21 protein-coding genes and 1 pseudogene are annotated in these 22,437 nt (G+C 56.5%); 11 read left to right on the forward strand and 11 right to left on the reverse strand.

Features of this window, described 5'->3' with window-relative positions; genetic code table 11:
• Window positions 1-228: 228 nt before the first annotated feature.
• Window positions 229-1,779, forward strand: a complete 1,551-nt coding sequence (locus tag AC1ME2_RS22015; RefSeq protein ID WP_480436759.1) for a sensor domain-containing diguanylate cyclase — start codon at window positions 229-231, stop codon at window positions 1,777-1,779.
• Window positions 1,780-1,901: 122 nt separating this feature from the next.
• Here the strand turns inward: AC1ME2_RS22015 and AC1ME2_RS22020 are convergent, their stop codons facing one another.
• Together AC1ME2_RS22020 and AC1ME2_RS22025 are read right to left on the reverse strand one after the other, a co-directional pair.
• The gene (locus tag AC1ME2_RS22020) at window positions 1,902-2,999 is read right to left on the reverse strand and encodes a glycerophosphodiester phosphodiesterase (RefSeq protein WP_480442277.1); all 1,098 of its coding nucleotides are present in this window, start codon (window positions 2,997-2,999) and stop codon (window positions 1,902-1,904) included.
• A 610-nt stretch (window positions 3,000-3,609) separates the two neighbouring features.
• Complete coding sequence (locus AC1ME2_RS22025; protein ID WP_480436761.1) at window positions 3,610-4,218, reverse strand: histidine phosphatase family protein; 609 nt, start codon at window positions 4,216-4,218, stop codon at window positions 3,610-3,612.
• 129 nt (window positions 4,219-4,347) lie between these two features.
• Here AC1ME2_RS22025 and AC1ME2_RS22030 point away from each other — a divergent pair, with 129 nt between their 5' ends.
• Entirely contained in the window at window positions 4,348-5,283 is a 936-nt protein-coding gene (locus tag AC1ME2_RS22030) for a 2-hydroxyacid dehydrogenase (RefSeq protein WP_480436762.1), read from the forward strand.
• 8 nt (window positions 5,284-5,291) lie between these two features.
• On the opposite strand, the gene AC1ME2_RS22035 is transcribed toward AC1ME2_RS22030, so the two are convergent.
• Window positions 5,292-5,963: a type 1 glutamine amidotransferase gene (locus tag AC1ME2_RS22035; RefSeq protein WP_480436763.1), complete on the reverse strand. Its 672-nt coding sequence runs from the start codon at window positions 5,961-5,963 to the stop codon at window positions 5,292-5,294.
• Window positions 5,964-6,065: 102 nt separating this feature from the next.
• On the opposite strand from AC1ME2_RS22035, the gene AC1ME2_RS22040 reads away from it, so the two are divergent.
• The 3 genes from AC1ME2_RS22040 to AC1ME2_RS22050 all read left to right on the forward strand — a co-directional run bounded on the left by AC1ME2_RS22040 (window position 6,066) and on the right by AC1ME2_RS22050 (window position 9,387).
• Complete coding sequence (locus AC1ME2_RS22040; RefSeq protein WP_480436764.1) at window positions 6,066-6,467, forward strand: DUF488 domain-containing protein; 402 nt, start codon at window positions 6,066-6,068, stop codon at window positions 6,465-6,467.
• A gap of 233 nt (window positions 6,468-6,700) precedes the next feature.
• A complete protein-coding gene (gene ccoN / locus AC1ME2_RS22045; protein WP_480436766.1) occupies window positions 6,701-8,137 on the forward strand; it encodes a cytochrome-c oxidase, cbb3-type subunit I in 1,437 nt (478 codons plus the stop codon).
• Between the two features lie 119 nt (window positions 8,138-8,256).
• Entirely contained in the window at window positions 8,257-9,387 is a 1,131-nt protein-coding gene (locus tag AC1ME2_RS22050) for an HPP family protein (protein WP_480436767.1), read from the forward strand.
• Between the two features lie 6 nt (window positions 9,388-9,393).
• Here AC1ME2_RS22050 and AC1ME2_RS22055 read toward each other — a convergent pair whose 3' ends face one another.
• A complete protein-coding gene (locus tag AC1ME2_RS22055; protein WP_480436769.1) occupies window positions 9,394-10,257 on the reverse strand; it encodes a LysR family transcriptional regulator in 864 nt (287 codons plus the stop codon).
• A gap of 219 nt (window positions 10,258-10,476) precedes the next feature.
• On the opposite strand from AC1ME2_RS22055, the gene AC1ME2_RS22060 reads away from it, so the two are divergent.
• The 4 genes and pseudogenes from AC1ME2_RS22060 to AC1ME2_RS22075 form a co-directional block, all read left to right on the forward strand.
• Window positions 10,477-11,172 (forward strand): fumarylacetoacetate hydrolase family protein, encoded by a 696-nt coding sequence (locus tag AC1ME2_RS22060; RefSeq protein ID WP_480436771.1) that lies wholly within the window; start codon window positions 10,477-10,479, stop codon window positions 11,170-11,172.
• 106 nt (window positions 11,173-11,278) lie between these two features.
• Window positions 11,279-12,184 carry a helix-turn-helix transcriptional regulator gene (locus tag AC1ME2_RS22065; protein WP_480436772.1) on the forward strand — a complete coding sequence of 302 codons (906 nt, stop codon included), beginning with the start codon at window positions 11,279-11,281 and terminating at the stop codon, window positions 12,182-12,184.
• A 149-nt stretch (window positions 12,185-12,333) separates the two neighbouring features.
• Entirely contained in the window at window positions 12,334-12,765 is a 432-nt protein-coding gene (locus tag AC1ME2_RS22070; RefSeq protein WP_480436773.1) for a cytidine deaminase, read from the forward strand.
• A gap of 43 nt (window positions 12,766-12,808) precedes the next feature.
• Window positions 12,809-13,060, forward strand: a pseudogene (locus AC1ME2_RS22075) (hypothetical protein); the annotation flags it as partial.
• Between the two features lie 76 nt (window positions 13,061-13,136).
• On the opposite strand, the gene AC1ME2_RS22080 reads toward AC1ME2_RS22075, so the two are convergent.
• The 3 genes from AC1ME2_RS22080 to AC1ME2_RS22090 all read right to left on the reverse strand — a co-directional run bounded on the left by AC1ME2_RS22080 (window position 13,137) and on the right by AC1ME2_RS22090 (window position 16,232).
• Window positions 13,137-14,555, reverse strand: a complete 1,419-nt coding sequence (locus AC1ME2_RS22080; protein WP_480436775.1) for a short-chain fatty acid transporter — start codon at window positions 14,553-14,555, stop codon at window positions 13,137-13,139.
• Between the two features lie 243 nt (window positions 14,556-14,798).
• Window positions 14,799-15,455, reverse strand: a complete 657-nt coding sequence (locus tag AC1ME2_RS22085) for a CoA transferase subunit B (protein ID WP_480436776.1) — start codon at window positions 15,453-15,455, stop codon at window positions 14,799-14,801.
• Window positions 15,456-15,530: 75 nt separating this feature from the next.
• Complete coding sequence (locus AC1ME2_RS22090) at window positions 15,531-16,232, reverse strand: CoA transferase subunit A (protein WP_480436777.1); 702 nt, start codon at window positions 16,230-16,232, stop codon at window positions 15,531-15,533.
• A gap of 328 nt (window positions 16,233-16,560) precedes the next feature.
• On the opposite strand from AC1ME2_RS22090, the gene AC1ME2_RS22095 reads away from it, so the two are divergent.
• Window positions 16,561-16,827: a hypothetical protein gene (locus AC1ME2_RS22095; RefSeq protein ID WP_480436778.1), complete on the forward strand. Its 267-nt coding sequence runs from the start codon at window positions 16,561-16,563 to the stop codon at window positions 16,825-16,827.
• A gap of 135 nt (window positions 16,828-16,962) precedes the next feature.
• Complete coding sequence (locus AC1ME2_RS22100; RefSeq protein ID WP_480436780.1) at window positions 16,963-17,571, forward strand: LysE family translocator; 609 nt, start codon at window positions 16,963-16,965, stop codon at window positions 17,569-17,571.
• Window positions 17,572-17,665: 94 nt separating this feature from the next.
• Here the strand turns inward: AC1ME2_RS22100 and ssuE are convergent, their stop codons facing one another.
• The 4 genes from ssuE to AC1ME2_RS22120 form a co-directional block, all read right to left on the reverse strand.
• Window positions 17,666-18,247, reverse strand: coding sequence for an NADPH-dependent FMN reductase (gene ssuE / locus AC1ME2_RS22105; protein ID WP_480436781.1), 582 nt, complete (start codon window positions 18,245-18,247; stop codon window positions 17,666-17,668).
• A gap of 294 nt (window positions 18,248-18,541) precedes the next feature.
• Window positions 18,542-19,624, reverse strand: coding sequence for a polysaccharide biosynthesis/export family protein (locus AC1ME2_RS22110; RefSeq protein ID WP_480436783.1), 1,083 nt, complete (start codon window positions 19,622-19,624; stop codon window positions 18,542-18,544).
• A gap of 145 nt (window positions 19,625-19,769) precedes the next feature.
• Window positions 19,770-21,179, reverse strand: a complete 1,410-nt coding sequence (locus AC1ME2_RS22115; protein WP_480436784.1) for an undecaprenyl-phosphate glucose phosphotransferase — start codon at window positions 21,177-21,179, stop codon at window positions 19,770-19,772.
• Between the two features lie 13 nt (window positions 21,180-21,192).
• Window positions 21,193-22,410, reverse strand: a complete 1,218-nt coding sequence (locus tag AC1ME2_RS22120) for a glycosyltransferase family 4 protein (RefSeq protein WP_480436785.1) — start codon at window positions 22,408-22,410, stop codon at window positions 21,193-21,195.
• Between the last annotated feature and the right edge of the window lie 27 nt (window positions 22,411-22,437).

A 22,437-nucleotide genomic window follows, 5' to 3' on the forward strand; every position in this document is an offset into this window, starting at 1 on the left:
TCGAGGAAATGGTCTGCCTCTTTGCCAGGCATATAAAGTCGATCAATATATTGAGTGCAAAGAAAGTACCGAAGGTTATCCAATCGCGTGAGCCGGCGTACAGGGTCAACCCAAAAAGAGGATGGGTTATACCCGGCGGCTGCTATGACGGTCGCGTGACAGTTACTTTTAAGTCCGCAAGCGCTATTGAGGTTAAGGTAGTGTACGCTTGCGACCTCTGAAAGCAGGATGAAGTTGTTGATATCCGATCACCACGATGGCAGGGAAGTGCCGACACAGCCGGTCAAAAAAATGCCAGTATTATGGCGAGCAATCACTGCTATTTTTTTGGTGTGTGTGTCAATCGTGGGTTTTAATTTATGGCAGTTGAAACACGCCAAAGACCACGAGTTGGAACAAGCCGAAATCGCGACGTCCAATCTTTCCAAATCGTTGGCTCAGCAAGCAGAAGATACGTTCGATGAAGCCGATGTCATATTGGTCGATCTTGTTGAGCGTCTGCAGCATGATGGTTCAGCACCGGCCCAGATCGAACGCCTTCATAATCTTCTGGTGCAACATGTCCTGGAAACGCATCAATTACAGGGTTTGTTTTTTTATGACCGTACGGGGGCATGGATCCTTACCTCTTTTGAAAGCAAGCCGGAACACGCCAATAATGCTGATCGCGAATACTTTCAATATCACCAGCAGAACGCAAATCTTGGTCCGCACATAGGCAAAGCGGTGCGCAGCCGAACGACCAACGATTGGATAATACCGATTTCAAGACGGGTGAATGACAAACAAGGCCAGTTTGCGGGTGTTGTATTGGCCACGCTTAATATGAAATATTTTGACCGGTTTTTTGAGGAATTCAACATTGATAGCCAGGGCGCGATTTTCCTGGCGCTGGCAGATGGCACTATTTTGGCTCGACGCCCCTTCGTGGATGATCTCGTTGGAAAGTCCGTCGCGAAAGGGCAGGTGTTCAACGATTACCTGTCAAAGTCCACTTCTGGCACGGCCATGGTGACGTCCATGTTGGATAACATCACCCGGCTCTATGGTTATAGACAGCTGGAAAAATATCCCTTGGTCGTTGCGGCAGCCATCTCGGAGGCGTCACTGCTCGATGAGTGGCTACAAAACGCGCTTAAATCAGTCATCGTCATTGTCATCGCTGTGCTGGCCAACATTTTATTCGGCGTTTTACTTATCCAACAGATCCGATTCGGCCTGCAGGCGGAAGCGAAGATGCGCGTCGCTCAGGACACCCTTGAGAGGCTGGCCATGCAGGACAGTCTGACCGGTTTAGCCAACAGGCGTCATTTCGAAAGCGTCCTCAATGCCGAGTTTCGTCGCAGCGGGCGGAACAGGACGCCCTTGAGCCTGATCATGTTGGATATCGATTTTTTCAAAAGCTTCAACGATGCCTACGGTCACTACGCGGGAGACCATTGCATCGCCGCAGTTGCGGACGCCATCCGGGGTTGTTTGAATCGTGCGGGTGATTTGGCGGTTCGTTACGGTGGTGAAGAGATGGCGATATTTTTGCCGGACAATGATGCCCAAGGCGCCTACGCACTGGCTGAAAAAATCAGGCTCTCGATTCTCGCCAAACAGATGCCGCATGCCGATAACCCCGAGGGTATCGTCACCGCCAGCTTTGGCTGTTATTCCTGTGTGCCCAGTGAATACAACAGCATTGAAGCCCTGATAAAACGAGCGGACTCCGCGTTGTACGCAGCGAAAAGGTCTGGCAGGAATAAAACCATGACGTTTCAGCTGGACGTGTAACCCCGTTCTGAACCGTTCTGAATCCAGATAAGTGGGAGGGGAAAATAACGTGGCGTAAAGGTTCGTTAGCGTTTGCGTTGAGGCGGTAACGAACCTTTACGTTCAGCGCCGCTGAAACGCTCTCAATACCCGTTTCGACGAAGAAGGGTGTCCAGGCTTTCTGACGAAGGACGACCATAGAAGGTGAGCAATTGTGCGGCGCGGTTGGTGAAGAAACCGTCGGCGCCCCGGGCGCTGAGCGCTTTGAAGTCTGCCTCGTCATCGACGGTATAGGGATGAATCAGCAGGCCTTTGTCATGGGCCATTTGGTTCATCCACGGCTTGGTCAGGTCCATGTAGCTCTGATCACCACCGTCTTTGAGCGCCGAGGCAGGTCCGGTGCCAATGGCGCCGTGGGCTTTTGCCCAGTCCATCCACGCAGCAAACTCCGCTTCGGACTTCACGTTCTGTCGGGCATAAAAACTGGCTTTGTCTTTGGCGCCCGAGGTCTTGAAGGTGGTGTCCGAACTGGCCTGGATATAGCCATCCCCCAACCATAGCAACAGTACTTTTGGCACCTGTGGCATGCTTTTTTGCAGCAGTTCTAGGCTCGGTTTTTCGAAGGTCTGCAAGATCACGCGGCCAGCCATGTTCGCGACATTCACCCGACCCTTTGCGGCTTCGGGTCGTTGATCGAGCCAGCCGCGTTTGGCCAGGGTGTTTTTAAGGTCTTCTTCAATGCCGGGAAACTGGGCGGGAACCTTGGTTTCGATATACAACCCCGGTTTGTTCTCGCCACCCTCGGCAATATCGATGACTTCGTCCAAGGTCAGTATTTTCAAGCCGGCGTAACGGCTGCGGGCTCTGGCGGGGAAGGCGGTATTGAACCAGGAGCCCGCATCCAGTTGTTTGAGTTCAGCCAGTGTGAAGCTGCTCACAGGTTGCTTGACCCTGTCCGGGTACACCTGCGCGATGTTGGTCGTACGCCCGAGGGTATCGTCGTGCAGGGCGATCAGAACCCCGTCCTTGGTGCGCTGAATATCCATCTCCAAGTAATCAGCCCCCAACTCCCGCGCCAGCGTATAAGCGGGAATGGTTTCCTCTGGCGCATCAAACGAGGCGCCCCGGTGTGCAATGACGGCGGGCCAGGGCACACCGATTTTGGCGGCGAGCGCCTTGCCCGGCTGTTCAACCGCCAGCGTGGTTTCACTCATTACCAGTGCGCTCGCTAACAGTGTCATGAGCCCGACCGCGCGTGGAATATTTTGCAACATGTTTGATTTTCCTTTTCTGCAGGGATCATTCACGACCTTCTTGATCGCCATGCAGGCCCCGAAAAATCGAGACCTCCCACGTCTTGGCATTAACAGCAACGATCAGTGCCAGCCATCGAGCTGTCGCTGCTGCACTGTAACAAGTCGACTGTGACGAAACGGCTAATGCGACAGGTATTCCGCGAGGCACTCGATAATGGTTAAAATGGCGCCAATTTGTTAACGAGGGATTATCTCGGCATGGAGATGACGGTAAAGACTTTTTTGGAGCTCAACATAGCGAAGCGCGAGCCTGGCGTATTTTTTTCGAGCTGTATCCGTACGTTCACTGATGCCGAGCTGCTTTACGAAATAAACGTTGATAAGAACCTGGAGACAGTGGATGTCGGGCTGTACTCGATGCATGACAAGTACGTGTGGTCACAGAAACGTGTTTATTTTATTTATGACGAAGACGGTAAACAGTTCCTTCGCTCCGTTCCTCGGAACCAGATTTAATACGAATCACCTGATTTATTGACCTGACATCATGTGCATAAGGGCGTCTCGGGTGCCTTTGTGCACCCCGCCCAAGCCCTCACAAAAATCCTTCCTGCATCCGTAACCGCCACCGCCCATTGAACCGCAACTCAGTCGCTGATAACGGCTCGATGTCGATTGAGTTAAACGCGGCCGGTGGGCATCGCAGGGCGTGCAGGACGGCAGCGCGGATCACGAACGGGTGGGTGATCGCGACGAAGTGTCCCGGTGTGCGCAGGGTGTCGAGCCATGCGCCGACGCGTGCGCAAACGTCAGCCACGGATTCGCCGCCATGCACGGCCGAGGCGCTGTCTGCAGACCAGGCCTGGAGTGCTTCGGGCTCATGCGCCTGCAGATCGTTGATGCGCTTGCCTTGCCAGTGTCCAAAATCGCAATCGCGCAACTCAGGGACGATATCCATCTGCGACCCGAACAGGTGAGCGGTTTGCCGGGCGCGGATTTCGGGTGCGCTGAGTAAATGCACGGAGGGCTTGAAGCGGTCGGCCAGCGAATGCCCCAGCGTCTGCCCATTCAGTTCGATAGGCTCGTCCAGGGGAAAGCGTGCGAGCTTTTGTGCGAGTGTCCGGGCATGGCAGATCAAGGTCAAACGAGTCGCCATCGCGGGATCCATACGGGTTTTGCGAATCGGGAAGTTTACATCGTCCATGCAGTTGTATCATTTTGCGCTGGCTAACGCCGTTTGCCACGTGACCTGCGGGCCCGATAGACGGCATAGTTCACGGACTGATTGAGTGTGGTCTGACCTTGGACCTTGGACTGTGGAGTGGAGGAACGTATGACGACTGTTCTGGTACTGGTTGAAACCATTAACGACTATTTGCCGATACTCGAAAACAGTGGTTTTCGCCTGATTCTGGCGCCGAGCCCGGCCGAGCGGGCAAAGGCCATTGAGGCGCACGGTGCGCAGATCAACGCAGTGTTGACCCGCGGTCCTTTAGGTTTTTATGCGGATGAAATCGCCGCGCTGCCGCATCTGGAAATCATCTGCGTGATCGGTGCCGGCTATGAGCATGTCGACCTTGAGGCCGCCAAGGCTCGGAATATTACGGTGACAAATGGGGCAGGGGTCAATGCGCCCTCGGTCGCCGATCACGCCTTGGCGCTGTTGCTGTCGCTGGTGCGTGATATCCCGCGTGCCGATGCATCGGTGCGGCGTGGCGAATGGCGTAAAGTCATGCGTCCTTCGCTGGCCGGCAAGCGCCTCGGTATTCTTGGGCTGGGCGCAGTGGGCATGGCGATCGCCAAACGTGCCGCCCTGGGTTTTGATATGTCCGTGAGTTATCACAACCGCCAGCCACGCTCTGACGTGCCTTACGCTTATTGCGCAAGCCCGGGCGAACTGGCGAGCGCCTCGGACTTCTTTATCGTCGCGACACCCGGTGGGGCAGGGACTCGGCAGTTGGTCGACAAACAGGTGCTGGAGGCCTTGGGGCCCCGCGGTTTTATCGTCAACATCGCGCGTGCCAGCGTCATCTCGACGGCGGACCTTATCGATGCGCTTGAACACAACCGTATCGCTGGCGCCGCACTGGATGTCTTTGATGATGAACCGCACGTACCGGATGCGCTCAAGGCATTGAGCAACGTAGTGCTCACCCCGCATGTCGCTGGGCTCTCGCCCGAAGCGTCGCAGGGCACGGTTCAGTTGGTGGCGGACAACCTGCTGGCGTATTTTGCCGGGCAACCGGTGCTAACGCCGGTGCGCAACTGAATCGGGCTTTAGCGTTGTGATCGGTCTTCGCAAGCAGCGGCCCACCAAACATCCAGCGCCGTCCTGAGCCAGTGGGCGACGTTGGTGTAAGCCTGAACCGGATCGTTATCACTGCTGCGCGGTAAGGGTGACTCGTCACCGAAATACTGGTTGAGCGTGGTGACGGATTCCTGGTTCCATTCCGGGTGAAACTGCAAACCAATACGCCGTGGCCCCACTGAAAACATTTGCTGTTTACAGACCTCGCTGGCTGCATGGCTCTTTGCGCCGGGTGGCAGATCGAATGAGTCCTCATGCCATTCCAATACGTCGAGTGTCTGGCCGTCATCGAACTGCACCTTTGTCCAGCCGGTTTCCGCCGATGGCATGCGTCGCACGGTTGCGTCGAGGCCCAAGGCCAACAGCTGGGCGCCGAGGCAGATGGCGAACACCGGAGCATCGTGTGCCAGGCTCGCGGCCAGCCATTCGCGTTCTGCTTGCAGCCACGAAGGGCCAGCGTTGGATTCATAGGGCCCACCCAGCAGTATCACGGGCGCATTACCCTCCGGTGGCCGTTGGCCAAGGTCGGCACGGAAGATCTGCAGGACTAAGCCTCGCTCGTCAGCCCAACGGGCGATTTCGCCGGGTCCTTCGGCAGGATGATGCTGGACCAGGTTCAGTGTTAAAGGGTGTGGCGTCACGGGTCTATTCCTTTGAAGACAGGGCCCGATTTGAAGGCCAGGCGTCGGTAGGGCTTGGTCAGGTGCCAACTATACTCAGCCCGTCGGTAAAAGGAGAAGGCCATGATTCAATGCAAGCGCGCTTATGACCCGGTGTCCCCCGCAGATGGCTATCGTGTATTGGTCGACCGCCTTTGGCCAAGAAACATGCGCAAAGACCACTTGGTCCTCAACGAGTGGTTGCCTGACACGGGCCCGACCACCCCATTGAGAAAGGCGTTCAAAAGTGGCGCGATGAACTTCACGGATTTTTGTACGGGGTATCGCCAAGAACTGACGGCTCATCCGGAACATTGGTGGCGATTGCTCGAACCTGCCCGGCAAGGCACGCTGACACTCATCTATTCGGCGAAAGACACCGAGCATAACAATGCAGTCGTGCTTAGGGAGTGGCTTGAAGACGAACTGGATAAGCAGGGGCCGCAAAGTTCTCCTGTGTGTTATGTAGGCTCACACCTCAAGTAAGCAACAGGCGTAACGCAAGTAACCTCAATAAAAGTGAAGTCAAACATCATTAATTTGACATTGCCCAACCTGCCGTTGATCGGCACACTGCTGGCGCTCACTGCTTACTGTCTCCATCCCTGCTGTCTCGAGTGCTTGCTTCATTGAGTTCTGACGCTTGGATTCAAGGCACACCTGTGTCTTTTTTTCGGCGATCAGTGTGAGTCACTCAGTGTGCTTGTAATGGAATAATTATGGCCCGTGTAAATGCTCCCGATATCAACGCTTCCTATAATTACGACATCGTTCGCCGCTTCACGTTAATGACCCTGTTCTGGGGGATCCTTGGTATGGGGATGGGCGTGTTTCTGGCGGCACAGTTAGTCTGGCCTGAGCTGAACTTGAATATGCCATGGACCACGTTTGGCCGCCTGCGGCCTGTCCATACTAATCTGGTGATTTTTGCATTTGGCGGCGGTGCATTATTTGCAACGTCATTCTATGTGGTTCAGCGCACCAGTCGGGTTCGGTTGATATCCGACAGGTTGGCAAACTTCGTATTCTGGGGCTGGCAAGCCATTATCGTTGCCCTGCTGATCACTTACCCCTTGGGCTATACCACGTCCAAGGAATACGCCGAAATGGAATGGCCCATTGCGATAGCGGTGGCCGTCGTTTGGGTGGTGTATGCCTATTTGTTTTTCGGCACTATCGCCCGCCGCAACGTGAAGCATATTTATGTCGGTAACTGGTTTTACGGTGCCTTCATCGTGGTGACGGGCATGGTGCATGTGATCAACCACCTTTCGGTTCCGGTCAGTTTGCTGAAGTCCTATTCGGTCTATTCCGGCGCGACCGATGCAATGGTCCAATGGTGGTATGGCCACAGCGTTGTTGGCTTTATTTTGTCTGTCGGTTTTTTGGGCATGATGTATTACTTTGTGCCGAAACAGGCCGAGCGGCCGATTTACTCCTATCGGTTATCCATCGTGCACTTCTGGTCGATCATCACCCTATACATATGGGCGGGTCCGCACCATTTGCACTACACCGCACTGCCAGACTGGGCTCAGTCACTGGGCATGGCGATGTCGATGATTCTGCTGGCGCCAAGCTGGGGCGGCATGATCAACGGCATGATGACCTTGTCGGGGGCGTGGCATAAGTTGCGTACCGACCCGATTTTGCGATTCCTTGTCGTGTCCCTGGCGTTCTACGGCATGTCGACCTTCGAAGGGCCGATGATGGCGATCAAAACGGTCAATGCGCTTTCCCATTACACCGACTGGACCATTGGCCACGTACATGCTGGCGCCCTCGGTTGGGTTGCCATGATCAGCATCGGGACGCTGTACCACATGATCCCCAAACTGTATGGCCGCGAGCAAATGCACAGCGTAGGGCTGATCAACGTGCACTTCTGGCTGGCGACCATCGGTACCGTTTTGTACATCGCATCGATGTGGGTCAATGGCATCACTCAGGGTTTGATGTGGCGTGCGATCAACGATGACGGGACATTGACTTACTCCTTCGTCGAAACGCTACAAGCCAGTCACCCAGGCTATGTCGTGCGGCTTATAGGCGGTTCGGTCTTCGCTGGCGGGATGCTTCTGATGGCGTACAACACCTGGCGCACTGTGCGGGCAGGTGAGCGCAACGTCCAGTCACCGATTGTGGCCGTGGCTTGATTGACGACAAGAGATGTGGACCGTTTCCCTGTCCAGGGATGAAATTTTTTTAGTATCGTCGCCCTGATACGAGGCTCACCCAGTTGCTTGGGTGCGCCTTTTTAATTCTGGTTTTGATTATGCCGCGTTATCGCTTTATGGGTTGGCTTGCTCGTTTTACACCGGCGACATTAAACACGCGCCCCAAAGAATGGTTGAGAGCGAGTGTCGGAAGCTTTCTCGGGCTGCTGGTCAGCACGCTGATCTGTCGCGCAGTCTTTGGCAGTTCAGTCGAATTGCATTTGATGGGGCCGGTGGCAGCGTCGGCCGTTATCGTGTTTGCCGTTTCTTCGGGGGCGCTGGCGCAACCCTGGCCGGTCATTGGCGGCTATCTGACCTCAACGGCGGTGGCGTTGATTGTCACCCATTATGTCGGCTATTCGCTGGAAAGCGCCGCCTTGGCTGTTGGCCTGTCGTTGGGCGCGATGTGTGTGTTGCGTTGCTTGCACCCCCCCGGGGCGGCCTTGGCCCTGTGCCTGGTGTTGGCGGATACCGAACTCTCCGGGATGGGCCTTCACGTGTTCTACCCGGTCATGCTCAATGCGATTTGCTTGCTCATCGCGGCGTTGCTCTACAACAACATCACTGGGGTACGTTATCCCAAACTGCACGTCGTTACGGCAGTGCACCTCACTCACGATCCGGCCCCAGAGGAGCGCGTCGGCATCACCTCGGCGGACCTGGACCTGGCGTTGGCCGATATTGGCGAGTTTGTCGATGTGACACGTGAAGAACTCGAAGAGATCGTGCGTGCCACTGAAAAACATGCGTTGCGGCGCAGCATGGGCGATATCACGGCGGCTCAGATCATGTCGCGGGATTTACAGTGTGCCACCCCGGACACTTCGGTCGCGCAGGCGTTGAAAATGTTGACCTCGCATCACATCAAGACGCTGCCGGTTCTGGATGAGGATAGGCACCTTGTTGGCATCGTCAGTTTGATTGATTTGCTTGGGCATCCACTCAATACCAAACGATTCGGTGTGCTGGGCCGATTGGGCCTGAGCCGCAGAGTAATGCTGGGGCAGGTGATGAGCCGCCCCGTCACCTGCGTGCAGGGCGATGCGCATGTCGTCGAACTGATTCCGTTGTTATCAGGGTTGGGGCTGCATTGCCTGCCGGTCATGGAGAGGGGGGAGTTGATCGGCATCGTGACCCAGACCGACCTGATTGCAGCGCTTCATCGGGATTTGATCATGCACCTTGGCTGACCATGACTAGATGATCGGGTCCCAGCGTTGCGACCAGTCACTGTCCGCCTTGACGATGTCTCGTAACAGCTCGAACGCCGACTGCAACGTCGGCGAATCGCGATCACGCGAGTAAACCAGATAGGTGGGGTACGTGAACTCTGGCGCCCTCGGCACGCGCTCTAACACGCCACTGTCCAGATAACTCTGGACCACCCGGGTACGGAAATAGCCGGCACCCCCATTTTCAAGAATGTAGTGCAGCGCCAGCGGCCCCAGATTGAAGCTGATCGCCGCTTTGGCCTGGTCTGGAAGCGCCGCATCATGTTGCTTGCGGAAGTCGTCACCCCAGTCGACATACACGTAGGGCTCCGGGTTGGATGTCAGGCGCACCTGAATCAGTTTCTCTTCAAGCAATTGCTCGACTTGCAGACCCGGCCAGTAGGTTGGCTGATAGACCAGTGCGGCATCCAAGACACCCAGTTCAAGTTGTTGCAACAGCTGCTTGCCGTCCCCTATCTCTGCGCGCAAGGCGTGGGTCGGGATTTTCTCGCGTAGCTGTTGCACCCAGCTCAGCATCAGCGGGTTGCACAAACTGACTTCACCACCGATGTGCAGCACATTGCGGTAGCCCTCAGGCAGAGGAAGGTCCCGACGCGCCGCTTCCCAGGTCTGCACCAGTTGATTGGCATACACCACGAACGCTTCGCCATCAGCCGTCAATTTGGCCCCGGCCCGGTTGCGGATGAACAGCGTGCAGTTGAGATGACTCTCAAGCTTCTGCACGCGGGCGGTGATGGCCGTCTGCGTGACATGCAGTCGTTCGGCGGCAGCCACAAGACTGCCGTAACGCGCGATCTCTACAAAGGTTCGAGCCAGGTCGATGTCCATGTGCACTCACTTCAAATCATAAGTCTCGATTGTAGAGAGATCCGCTGGGCGCAGGGAGCCCGGGAATGGCGGATTAACGGGAAGTCGCGGTGCAAGGCGTATCGACCACCTGCGTTGTTTCGTCCAAAAGCTTCTTCGTTCTGTCCAACCTGTCGCCGAGGGCCCTGCGCACACTGGCGTCATGGCTGCTATGGCGCCGCTATCTGTCAGGAGAGAACCATGAGCGATTACGTGATTGCACCCGTTACAGCCCCATCCTTGGCCGTCCAGGGCACATCGAGCCGGTTCCCCATTCGCCGGGTGTTTTGCGTGGGCAGAAACTACTCGGAGCATGCTCGGGAGATGGGCCATGACCCTGACCGCGAGCCGCCGTTTTTCTTTATGAAACCGGCCGATGCCGTGATCCCGGCCGAAGGCGATATTGCCTACCCGCCGCTGACCGAGGATCTGCACCATGAGATCGAACTGGTGGTAGCGATTGGCAAGGACGGTGTCGACATTGCACCTGAAGACGCCTTGAGCCATGTATGGGGCTATGCGGCGGGCGCCGACCTGACGCGTCGTGATATTCAGGCCCAGGCCAAAAAAATGGGCCGGCCATGGGATTGGGCCAAAGGCTTCGACGGCTCCGGGCCAAGCAGCCCTTTGGTGCCGGTCAGCACTGCGGGCCATCCGGAAAAAGGTGCGATCTGGCTCAAGGTCAATGGTGTCGAGCGCCAGCGCGGCGATCTCAGCGATCAGATATGGTCGGTCAAAGACGTGATCAGCTATATCTCGCAATCGGTAACACTCAAAGCGGGCGACCTGATTTTTACCGGCACGCCGGCCGGTGTCGGCGCGCTGCAGGTGGGTGATGTGGTCAACGGCGGCATCGAGGGGATCAGCGAGTTTACCTTCACCGTCAGCGCTCGCTGAGGCAGCCCGCCAGGCGACTCGTCACGACAACAATTCGCTGGGCCTGACCGCCACGCTGAAATACCCTGTGGCGGTCAGCTCAACGTGAAGTCAGGGTGAGTCAGCCATGCCAACAATGTCCCGTGTGCCCACCTACGGTATGCAGCAACGCAGCGACCGGGCGGACTTTTATATCCGCGACAAGTCAGCTCGACCGGCGCTGACGACGCCTCATCGACATGAATATTTCCAGATCCAGATCAATCTGGGCGGCGATACCGTGCAGCACATTGGCGGTGCTATTCGACCCTTCCCGCGCAATACCCTGGCGTTCATCCTGCCCCATCGTCTGCATGTCATCCCGCATCCGGAGAATGGCAATTTCGTGCTGATCAATTTCTCCCAGGAATTCCTCCTGCACCACATGCCCTGCGACCCGATGGACCTGGAAGACATACCCCTCGCCCAAGCGCCCGAGCTGGCACCGTTCCGCTTTCAGGAGCACCTGGACTTCATCCTTGAAGATGCAGATTTCGCTGAGGTTGAAGTGCTGCTGCAAAAGATGCGCGAGCTTGATCGGTCCCGTCAGTTAGGCACCGGCTTGATGCTCAAGGGGTGTCTGCTGCAGTTGATCGGTAACGTGTGCACTGTGTACGAATCGCAGCTGTTGGCGTTGTCAGCCAGCAAGGCGGAAAAACGTGGCCGACGTGACGCGCTGGGGCGGGTGTCCACCTACATTCGCGAACACATTGCCGACGCCTCCATGACTCTCAAGGACGCCGCAGCTGCGGCTTTTCTGTCGCCCAACTACCTGACGCACCTCCTGCGCAAGGAAACCGGCAGCACGTTTTCGGAACTGGTCCTGGATCGACGCATGCGCCTGGCGCGTACTCACTTGATCAACAGCACCAAACCCATCAGCCACATTGCCCAGGTGTGCGGCTTTGCCGACGAAGCCTATTTCTCCCGGCGGTTTCGCAAAGCGAACGGCCTGCCGCCGGGGCAGTTCCGACGTCAGCATCCGGGCGTGTAGCGGCGTCAACTTGAACGTTGGCTATGCTCATTCTGCAGCCGAAACCTGGCAGACGGTTTCAGAGCGGTTGCCTGATAGGCATTATAAACGTGGAGAATCTGACGATGTATTGGCTGAAACAGCACCCTCAATCGGAAGGATCATCTCGAATGACGAAGAAACCGCTAAAGACGCCTAGCGCCGCCGAGTGTCGAACGCGCCTGTCGGATGAAGCCGTCTCAGCCGCCGATCAAGCCTATGCGCCGTACTCGAAGTTTCACGTGGGCGCTGCGGTACTGGGATCATCGGGAACGATCTATCGCGGCGCCAACATCGAAAACGCCAGTTATGGGTTGGGCATTTGCGCGGAACGCGTGGCGCTGGCCAATGCACGAATGGCTGGGGAACTAAACATTGCGGCTATAGCGATTGCCTGTGTGAGCGCTGCACACGACTCACCGCTCAATGAAAGAGTGCCCTGCGGCGCCTGTCGGCAGTGGATTCAGGAACTGGCACCTGATGCGCAGATTTTTATTGTCGGCGAGGAAGCGAGTTACTCCATCGCTCAGCTGTTGCCGCATGCGTTCACACTGCGCAATTGACAGCGAAGGTGGCGTGTCAGGTATACCGCGAAAGCAGATCAATCGTTGCCGTTATGGACTCAATAAAGAATTTAGGGATTCGCTGTTATCGGGGCCGTTGAAAGTTTCTGGGCATGACCAAATGGGTGAAGTCCGCGCGATCGAACTGGCAGGGCATCCCTTTTTTATCGCCACATTGTTTCAGCCGGAAAGAGCCGCTCTAGCAGGTGTTACCCCTCCGTTGGTTTCGGCGCTCATTCGGGCGTGCGCACTCTATGCTTCCAGCAAGGTCTGCGAGAGAGGACTGAACCAATGATTGCCCTGATTGCCGAGGCCGCGCAGTCACCGCCTTGAAGGCCACTGTCTGTCGATGACAAGCAGTGGCCAGTGGTTTATGGCATGACCGGCGGGATGTACGCCAACGTGGTGCCCAACGCCCACAGCAGGAACAACACCAACGGGGTGTGGACCAGCAGCTGTACAAACGAGAACCCGATCAGGTCACGCGCCTTCAGGCCCAGAACGCCCAGCAACGGCAGCATGTAGAACGGGTTGATCAGGTTCGGCAAGGCCTCTGCAGCGTTGTAGATCTGCACCGCCCAGCCCAGGTGATATTTCAGGTCATTGGCGACCTGCATCACGTAAGGCGCTTCGATGATCCACTTACCGCCGCCTGACGGAATGAAGAAGCCCAGCACCGCCGAGTACACGCCCATCAGCAGCGCGTAAGTGTCGTGCGAGGCGATCTGGGTGAAGAAGGTCGAAATGTGGTGGGCCAGGGTTTGCGCATCGCTGCCTTTGACCGTGGTCATCAGTGCCGCAATCGAACCGTAGAGCGGGAACTGGATCAATACGCCCGTGGTGGTTGGCACTGCGCGAGACACCGCATCGAGGAAGCTGCGCGGCCGCCAGTGCAGCAGGGCACCGGTCATGATGAACAGAAAGTTATAGGTGTTCAGCCCGGAAATGGCGGTGATCGCCGGTTTGGTCGAGAACTCATGGAACAACCAGCCTGCGGCCAGCAGCACTAACAGAATGATCAATATCGGGCTGTACTCAAGCCACTCACCAGGGCGTGAGCGCTTGGGTATTGCCGGCAGGCTGAAACTCGGGTCGACACCGCAGGCCGCTGCATCCTTGGCGCTGGAGGGGCCGGGTGCAGTGGCGTAGGCGATGATCAGCGAGACCACGATCAGGATCGCCAACATCACGCCTGACTGCCAGAGGAAGATGGTTTGAGTGAAGGGGATCATGCCGGTAATCGCCAGGATCGACGGCGGCAAGCTGGCCGGGTTAGCTTGCAGTTGCGCCGCCGAAGACGAAAGCCCCAACGCCCAGACCGCACCCAGGCCCAGATAGGCCGCCGCACCGGCGGCACGGTAATCCATGCGTAAATCGGTGCGTCGAGCCAGCGCACGAACCAACAGGCCGCCAAACACCAGCGACAACCCCCAGTTCAGCAAGGAGGCAACCATGGAGATCAATGCCACCCAGGCCACTGCTGAGCGGCCGTTCTTAGGGATGCGCGCCAAGCGGTCGATCAGGCGTACCGCGGGTGGCGAACTGGCCACCACATAACCACCAATCACCACGAAAGCCATCTGCATGGTGAACGGGATCAAACTCCAGAAGCCGTCGCCAAACGCGGTGGCGGCCTCAGTCGGCTTGGCACCCATGGCCATGGTCGCAACGGCCACGATAACCACCGCCAGCACGGCGAACACCCAGGAATCAGGGAACCAGCGTTCAGCCCAATTGGCGCAACGCAGGGCAAAGCGGGCATAGCGGCTGTCTTCTATATCGGCGGCCATGAGTCCTACCTTTTTTTGAATTTATTATTGAGTGGCTAAGGATGTAGCCCGTTCTTGTCAGGGGGGCGTTATAAAACAACAAACCCCTTCAAGTACTGAAGGGGCAGGATGGCACAACGTGATGGCATCGTCTGATTACATCTGGAAAATTTTGCTGCCTTGTTCGCAGGCAAGCCTGCTCCCTCACAGGCTGCACAGGGATATGCGGTTTACTGTGGGAGCAGGCTTGCCTGCGAATAGGGTTTAAAACGTCATTTCCACGACATCGTCCGGCACGATCAATTTACCGGCGGTCTTGGCGATGATTTCTTCAATGCTGACCCCCGGTGCACGCTCGCGCAGGATAAAGGCGCCGTCGGCAATTTCCAGGTAAGCGAGGTCGGTCAGCACTTTGCGGATGCAGCCGGCACCGGTCAGCGGCAGGCTGCAGCGCGCCAGCAGTTTGGATTCACCGTCTTTGGACGCGTGGGTCATGGTGACAATGATGTTGTCGGCACCGGCCACCAGGTCCATCGCGCCGCCCATGCCTTTGATCAACTTGCCGGGGATCATCCAGGAGGCGATGTTGCCCTCGACGTCGACCTCGAAAGCACCCAGTACGGTGAGGTCAACATGACCGCCACGGATCATGGCAAAGGATTCGGCGGAGGAAAAAATCGAGGCCCCTTTGCGCGCGGTCACGGTTTGTTTGCCAGCGTTGATCATGTCGGCATCGATGGTTTCTTCGGTGGGAAACTCGCCCATACCGAGCAGGCCGTTTTCCGACTGCAGCATCACGTCGATATCGGTAGGCACGTAGTTGGCGACCAGGGTCGGAATGCCGATGCCCAGGTTGACGTAAAAACCATCTTTCAATTCACGTGCGACGCGCTGTGCCATTTGTTCGCGGGAAAGTGCCATGGTCAGGATCTCTTATTGTTCGGAGCGAGAGTGTTCTAAACGAGAAGACTCTTTGAGTGCAGCGAAAGAACGGCCTCAGGCCTTCTTGACGGTGCGCTGTTCGATGCGTTTCTCGAAGGTGCCCAGGATCACGCGATCAACATAAATACCGGGGGTGTGGATCTCACTTGGCAGCAGTTCGCCGGGTTCGACGATTTCTTCGACTTCGACCACGGTGATCCTGCCGGCAGTGGCGACGACCGGGTTGAAGTTCTGCGCGGTATGGCGGTAAACCACGTTGCCGAAATGGTCGGCTTTCCAGCCTTTGACGATGGCGAAATCACCCGTGATCGCCTCTTCAAGGATCACGTTGCGCCCATTGAACTGGCGGGTTTCCTTGCCGTCAGCGACAGGGGTGCCATAACCGGTGGCGGTATAAAAAGCGGGGATGCCGGCACCGCCAGCGCGCATTTTTTCGGCCAGGGTGCCTTGCGGGGTCAGTTCGACTTCCAGCTCGCCGCTGAGCAGTTGGCGTTCGAACAGGGCGTTCTCGCCGACGTAAGACGCGACCATTTTGCGGATCTGATGGTCTTCGAGCAGCACCCCGAGACCGAAGCCGTCGACACCGCAGTTATTGGAAACAACGGTGAGGCCTTTGACGCCACGACGTTTGATTTCCGCGATCAGGTTTTCAGGGATGCCGCACAGACCGAAACCACCGGACAGCACCGTCATGTTATCGGTCAGCCCTTCCAGTGCTTCTTCGTACGTTGCCACTCGTTTGTCGAGCCCAGCCATGGTGATCCGCCTTTTGTAGTTGTTGACCGACAAGCAGGCTGTCGGAGAGCGTTCGTTGCATCTTCGCTTGCCTTCAATGATTTGTTAATTTTGTTTTTCTGATGGATTGATAAGAAAACTAAATATATAAACCTCAAACAGCTCGGCGCTTCACTTTGCTGTTGGGCAACGAGGGACGTTTTTTTGTGGGAGGGGGTGGGCGGCATTTTTTGTCAGGCGAGGGGGAGCGCAAAGAAATCGATAGCAACTATCGAGCACGATGATTTTTGTTCATTGGGGGCGACGAGTAGCCTTGGCTCATTCCGAAACGAACCTTGTGAACATGCTTATGAACCGCTTGCTGCCCCTTGCCTTGTTGCTCACCGCTGCCGTTCTTTCTGGATGTGCCAGCCACTCTCCGGAACTGCGTCCTTACACCGCCGAAGAGACCCGCGAACTGGCGCTCGAAGACTTGAACCGTCGTGGTTTGTCGTTTGACGAATACCAGGCCAAGAAAGCCCAGCTGATCAGCTCGCCGCAAATCGTCCACGAATTCGACAACCGTGGCGAGATGAACGCCGCTCATGGCGTCGCTGCCCCGGATCGTCAGGGTTGAGGGTGCCTACACAATCGGCTTCGCTGCGTTAACGACTCGTAACTGTACTGTCCGAAGTTTCACTTAACTGTCCGTGGGTTTTCAGCAACCCCTGCGATAGGGTGGGTCCTGACTGTTTTTATCCTGGACCGACTCATGACGCTGACTGTTGATCTGCTGCTGGCCTTCGCCTTATTTGCTTTTGTTACCTCTGTTACACCGGGGCCTAACAACACGATGTTGTTGGCGTCGGGTGTGAACTTCGGTTTCAATCGTTCTATCCCCCATATTCTCGGTATCAGCTGTGGCTTTTTTGTCCTGGTGCTGGCGGTCGGTCTTGGCTTGGGCGCGGTGTTCCAGGCGTATCCACTGCTGTACAGCGTGCTGCGTTACGCAGGCGCGGCCTATTTGCTTTATCTGGCCTGGAAAATTGCCACGTCAGGGCCTGTCACCCATGAACTAAACAGCGAGGCTCGCCCGCTCGGTTACTGGGGCGCCGCCGCTTTTCAATGGGTCAACCCTAAAGCCTGGGTCATGGCCGTGGGGGCGATTAGTACCTACACCCCCTTGCAGGGTTATTTCAGCAATGTATGGATCATTGCGGCCGTGTTCGCCTTGATCAATGCCCCAACGGTCAGCATCTGGGCCGGGTTCGGCAGCCTGCTGCGCACGGTCTTGCGTAACCCGCGTTGGCTGCGAGTATTCAACGGCTCGATGGCGCTGTTGCTGGTGCTGTCGTTGTATCCCCTGTTGTTCGAGCATTAATCCCGATCAGGCTGTGTGAAAACTACTGCAGGCTGGGCGACTTCGGTGCTACGCACACAATACTGCGTTAAAAACAGGCTGCAACACTGCGTGTTCACAATGCCAGTTTCAAATGGCCACCGGGCAGCGAGTGCCGGGCCTGGACCCTTCGCAGCAGTCCATGATGGAAATGCTCCAGCCCTTCATGCAGGCGTTCGGTGAGGATTTCGTCGAGTTCGCCACCCTGCGGGTTGTCGCTGTAGCTGATCTGGGTATCGATGGCGAAGATACCGTGCAGTACTTCCTGGCATTTGAGCGCCGAGAGCACCGGTTTCAGCGCGTAGTCCACCGCCAGCATGTGCGCAATGCTGCCGCCGGTGGCCAGTGGCAGAACAACCTTGCCGTGTAACGCACGCTCGGGCAGCAGGTCAAGCAGGGTCTTCAGTGCGCCGGAAAATGACGCCTTGTACACCGGCGTGCCTATGAGCAGGCCATCGGCCTGTCTGACTGCCTCGATAAAGTCGATGACCTGCGGGCTGTCGAAGCGCGCGTAGAGCAGGTCTTCTGCCGCAAAGTCACGAATTTTGAGGGCCTGGACGTTCACGTCATGGGCTTGCAGCCAATGACGCGCATGTTCCAGAACCACCCCGGAACGGGATTTCAGGGCAGGGCTGCCTGAGAGAGAAACTACCAACATGTTGTATGTCCTTGGGTCAATGTCACCCGCCATGCAGATGGCTTCGGTCCGGTCATCGGTTACTCAAGAACAAAGCAGCATGCGTGCCAGTATCGAATTAGTAGTTAACCATATGAAATTAAACGATTTTTATAAAGTAAGTGTTTGTGGGGTCGGCGGCTGACTGTTGCTGCAGTGACACAGGGTGCATCAACTGTTGATGAGCTGTTGATGGCGCAACAGTGGTCAGTTGTTAAATCGCAGGCAAAAAAATCCCCGCACTCGGTGGAGGCGGGGATTTTTTTTGCCTGCGATTTAGTTTTTGAATGCAGCGCCGGTGGCGACCACGCTGGCCGATGGCAGCAAATTGCTGATGTAGCGGTTCCAGCGGGTGATATTGGCCGGGCCGACGAACACCACATCCTGTGCCTCGAGTTCAAACTCACGGGCCAGCACGAAGGCGGTCGGTTTATCCGCATTGAGGTGGTAAACCGTGGCACCTGTCAGGCCATTGTTAGTCACACTGCGGATCACGTAGACCGCATTGCCATCGGCAGAGTCCACGGCGAGGCCACCTGAATTACCGAGGGCTTCCATCAACGTCAGGCTAGAGGTGCTGAAAGAAATGACCTGTGGACGTACGACTTCTCCCAGGACATAGATCTTGTTCTGCGAGTTGCTGTTCAAGTGCAGGTAGTCGCCATTCTTGAGGAAGATTTTGCTCAGTTGCGAACCTTTGCGGTTGAGTGCGTCGATATCGAGCACGTACTCCTTACCGTCACGAGTGAGCGTCAACCCCGCCAGGTTGGCGTCGTTCAGATCCAGTCCGGCGGTGCTGATGGCTTGCACCAGACTCAGCGGAATATTGGTGATGGGTTGTGTACCCGAGGTCTTGAACGCGCCTGCCAGTAATATGGTTTGGCTGTTGTAACGGTACACTTTGACGTCGACCTTGACCTCTGTGTACTGCGGCAGCAAGCCCATCCTCAGTTGCTCACGTATCTGGGCAACGGTTTTGCCGGCAGCCTGGATCTTACCGATATAGGGGAAAAAAACGGTGCCGTCGCTCAGTACTTCACGGCTGTTGGCATCGAGCTGAGCCATGGACCCCGGCGCTGTCAATTCGGGGTGTTCAAAGACGGTCACCAATAAGGTATCACCTGCACCAACGACGTATTCGGGTGTGCGGTAGTTCAACAGTTCAGGCGGCAGCACTATGGCTTTGCTTGCGGCATGCTGTTGCTGCACGGATTGAGGGGTAATGTCGACGAGTTTGACTTGAGGGGCGTCAGGGGCATTGTCTTCTACTTCGCCTAGCGTCAGATGCTGCCCAGGAGCAAATGCGCAGCCTTGCAAAATCAGGCTAGAAAACAGTACAACAGCGAGGGTACGCTTCATATTATTCTTCCTTCCGAAAGGTGCACGGTGCACCACAGTGATTTCATTGCATCCCTTACCAACACCGGTACTGCGTTATTGCGATCGCACACGCCCCAGCGCGCCTCCTCAATGAGCCTGGCTGTGCAAAGAGTAGATGATTTACTTAGAATGCGTTTTTGTTGAGAAAGCCCTTGAACAGGGTCAGCAGAATGATTTTGATGTCCAGCCAGATCGACCAATGCTCGATGTATTCGAGGTCGAATTCGACGCGCTTCTGCATCTTGTCCAGGGTGTCGGTTTCGCCACGCCAGCCATTGATCTGCGCCCAACCGGTGATGCCGGGTTTGACCTTGTGCCGCAGCATGTAACCGCTGACCTGCTTGCGGTATTGCTCGTTGTGCGCCACCGCATGAGGCCTCGGGCCGACGATGGACATGTCGCCGCGTAATACGTTGAAGAATTGCGGCAGCTCGTCAAGCGAGGTGCGGCGCAGAAAGGCGCCGAGTGGTGTGATCCGCGGATCGTTACGTGTGGCCTGACGGACGATATCGCCGTTCTCCTGCACGCTCATGCTGCGAAATTTCCAGACCATGATTGGCCGTCCATCCAGACCATAACGACGCTGCCGAAACAGCACGGGGCCGGGCGATGTGAGTTTGATCGTGGCGGCAATCAGCACCAACGGTAAGGCGATCATCACCAGAATCAGACTGGAGAACACGATGTCTTCCAGGCGCTTGACCACACGCCAGGCGCCGTCCAACGGCGAATCGAAGATGCTGATACTGGTCAAGCCATTGATGCTTTGCGTGCGTGCGTGCAGCAGCTCGAACATGAACATATCCGGAATCAGATAGACCGAGGCGGTGGTGTCGCTCAAGCCTTTGACCAATTCGCACAGATGCGGCTGATCGAGCGCCAGGGTGATGTAAATCTTGTCGATGCGACCTTCACGCGCATGGCTGATCAATTGTTCCAGATTGCCCAGTACCGGCACCTGTAGACCAACGATTGCGTGGTCCATCTGCCGAGGTTCCTCTTCGTAGAAACCGAGCAGGTTCATGCCCATCCAGGGTGCGCTGGAAATCGACATGGCCAAGCGTTCGCCACATTGCCCGGTGCCGACAATGGCCACCCGACGCGTGTTGTGGCCGCGGCGTCGCAGCGCCTGCAACAGGCTGCGGATCAACAGTCGATAACCACACAGCACTATCAGCACCAGCGCGAACCAGGCCATCTGGCTGTTGTTGGGCACATTGGCGTGGTTTAACAATGCGTAGTTCACGGACAGCAGGATGATGAACGTCAACGACCAATAACTGAAGACTTTGGTCAGCTCGCGCAGAATGCGTTCGCCACGCCAGGAGCCATACAGCTGGTGGTACTCACCGAGCCAGTGGAAGACCAGCACCGAGAGTATGATCAGGAACCAGGGTTCGGCTCCCATGGGCGTGCCTTTGAGGCGGTTCAACCAATAGCCGCACAGCACGATGACGGCCAGGTCGAGTAAACGGTGAGCCACGGATAGCAGCGACTGATGCGCGTGCAGAATACCGCGAAATTGAGTGCTCATAAGCTGTGCTCGCTCAGAGTGATTTGATCGGAACTACACGCGCGCTGTGATCGGCGACGGCCACTGGCGCAGTGAGTACCGCTGCGGCCACGGGCTGAGGATTGCGTGAAGGGTGAGCGGCACTCAAGCGTGCTTCTACGAAGCTTTTGATTTCCCGCTCGAAGCGCTCACCGGAAAAACGTTCGGCGTTGTTGCGACAGGCTGTGGCGCTGATCCGTGGTTTGGCGTTTTCGAATTCGTCGATGGCGGCCATCAGCGACGCGGCCGTTTGATCAGGGTAGAAAACGCCAGTCGGCGAGGGATGGTCGAGGCCACAGATGGTTTCAAGCACTCCACCTTTGGCATAGGCAATCACCGGGGTACCACAGGCTTGCGCTTCGACCGGGCTGATGCCGAAGTCTTCCTCGGCGGCAAAGACAAAGGCCTTGGCGTTGCGCATGTGTTCCTGTAACACGGCAAACGGTTGATAGCCCATTAGCGTTACGTTCGGCGCATGGATGGCTTGGGCTTTGGCCATTTCCGGACCATCGCCGATCACGATCAGACGTTTGTCCGGCATCGCCGCGAACGCTTCGATGATCATCGGCATGCGCTTGTAGGGCACCATGCGCGAGGCCGTCAGGTAGTACTCCTGCTTGGTTTCTTGCAGGGTAAAACCCACGGTATCCACCGGTGGATAGATCACCGTCGATTCGCGGCGATAGGCTTTGGAAATGCGCCGGCCAATGAAGTGCGAATTGGCGATAAAGTCATCGACCCCGGCGGCGGTGCGTTGATCCCACATGCGGATGTAATGCAGGATCATCCGCGCCAGCTTACCTTTCAAACCCTCGTTCAGCCTGGCTTCGAAAAGGTATTGGTGCTGCAAATCCCAGGCATAACGGATCGGTGAATGCACGTAGCTGATGTGTAACTGGTCTGGGCCGCTCAGCACGCCTTTGGCCACGGCATGGCTACTGGAGATGATCAGGTCATACCCGGACAGGTCCAGTTGCTCGATGGCCAGTGGCATCAGCGGCAAGTATTTCTGGTAATGGGTTTTGGCCTTGGGCAGACGCTGGATGAACGTGGTCTTTGCTGTCTTGCCTCCCAAATGGGCGCGATCCTGGTCGCTGAGAAAGTCGATCACCGAGAACAAATCAGCCTCTGGCCATGCTTTTATCAGCGCAGCGAGTACTCGTTCGGCGCCAGCGTAGGTCACCAGCCAGTCATGGACGATAGCAATTTTCATTGGATTCTCTCGTGTGAGCCCGGGGCT

Source organism: Pseudomonas sp. ASL9 (assembly GCF_056680335.1).

Coding starts and splice junctions, on each gene's coding strand:
- AC1ME2_RS22095 (WP_480436778.1), top strand. CDS start 16,561: ATGAACCGCTTGCTGCCCCTTGCCTTGTTGCTCACCGCTGCCGTTCTT.
- AC1ME2_RS22090 (WP_480436777.1), bottom strand. CDS start 16,232: ATGGCTGGGCTCGACAAACGAGTGGCAACGTACGAAGAAGCACTGGAA.
- ssuE (WP_480436781.1), bottom strand. CDS start 18,247: ATGTTGGTAGTTTCTCTCTCAGGCAGCCCTGCCCTGAAATCCCGTTCC.
- AC1ME2_RS22065 (WP_480436772.1), top strand. CDS start 11,279: ATGCCAACAATGTCCCGTGTGCCCACCTACGGTATGCAGCAACGCAGC.
- AC1ME2_RS22110 (WP_480436783.1), bottom strand. CDS start 19,624: ATGAAGCGTACCCTCGCTGTTGTACTGTTTTCTAGCCTGATTTTGCAA.
- AC1ME2_RS22040 (WP_480436764.1), top strand. CDS start 6,066: ATGATTCAATGCAAGCGCGCTTATGACCCGGTGTCCCCCGCAGATGGC.
- AC1ME2_RS22100 (WP_480436780.1), top strand. CDS start 16,963: ATGACGCTGACTGTTGATCTGCTGCTGGCCTTCGCCTTATTTGCTTTT.
- ccoN (WP_480436766.1), top strand. CDS start 6,701: ATGGCCCGTGTAAATGCTCCCGATATCAACGCTTCCTATAATTACGAC.
- AC1ME2_RS22030 (WP_480436762.1), top strand. CDS start 4,348: ATGACGACTGTTCTGGTACTGGTTGAAACCATTAACGACTATTTGCCG.
- AC1ME2_RS22085 (WP_480436776.1), bottom strand. CDS start 15,455: ATGGCACTTTCCCGCGAACAAATGGCACAGCGCGTCGCACGTGAATTG.
- AC1ME2_RS22060 (WP_480436771.1), top strand. CDS start 10,477: ATGAGCGATTACGTGATTGCACCCGTTACAGCCCCATCCTTGGCCGTC.
- AC1ME2_RS22025 (WP_480436761.1), bottom strand. CDS start 4,218: ATGGACGATGTAAACTTCCCGATTCGCAAAACCCGTATGGATCCCGCG.
- AC1ME2_RS22070 (WP_480436773.1), top strand. CDS start 12,334: ATGACGAAGAAACCGCTAAAGACGCCTAGCGCCGCCGAGTGTCGAACG.
- AC1ME2_RS22055 (WP_480436769.1), bottom strand. CDS start 10,257: ATGGACATCGACCTGGCTCGAACCTTTGTAGAGATCGCGCGTTACGGC.
- AC1ME2_RS22015 (WP_480436759.1), top strand. CDS start 229: ATGAAGTTGTTGATATCCGATCACCACGATGGCAGGGAAGTGCCGACA.
- AC1ME2_RS22115 (WP_480436784.1), bottom strand. CDS start 21,179: ATGAGCACTCAATTTCGCGGTATTCTGCACGCGCATCAGTCGCTGCTA.
- AC1ME2_RS22120 (WP_480436785.1), bottom strand. CDS start 22,410: ATGAAAATTGCTATCGTCCATGACTGGCTGGTGACCTACGCTGGCGCC.
- AC1ME2_RS22080 (WP_480436775.1), bottom strand. CDS start 14,555: ATGGCCGCCGATATAGAAGACAGCCGCTATGCCCGCTTTGCCCTGCGT.
- AC1ME2_RS22050 (WP_480436767.1), top strand. CDS start 8,257: ATGCCGCGTTATCGCTTTATGGGTTGGCTTGCTCGTTTTACACCGGCG.
- AC1ME2_RS22020 (WP_480442277.1), bottom strand. CDS start 2,999: ATGACACTGTTAGCGAGCGCACTGGTAATGAGTGAAACCACGCTGGCG.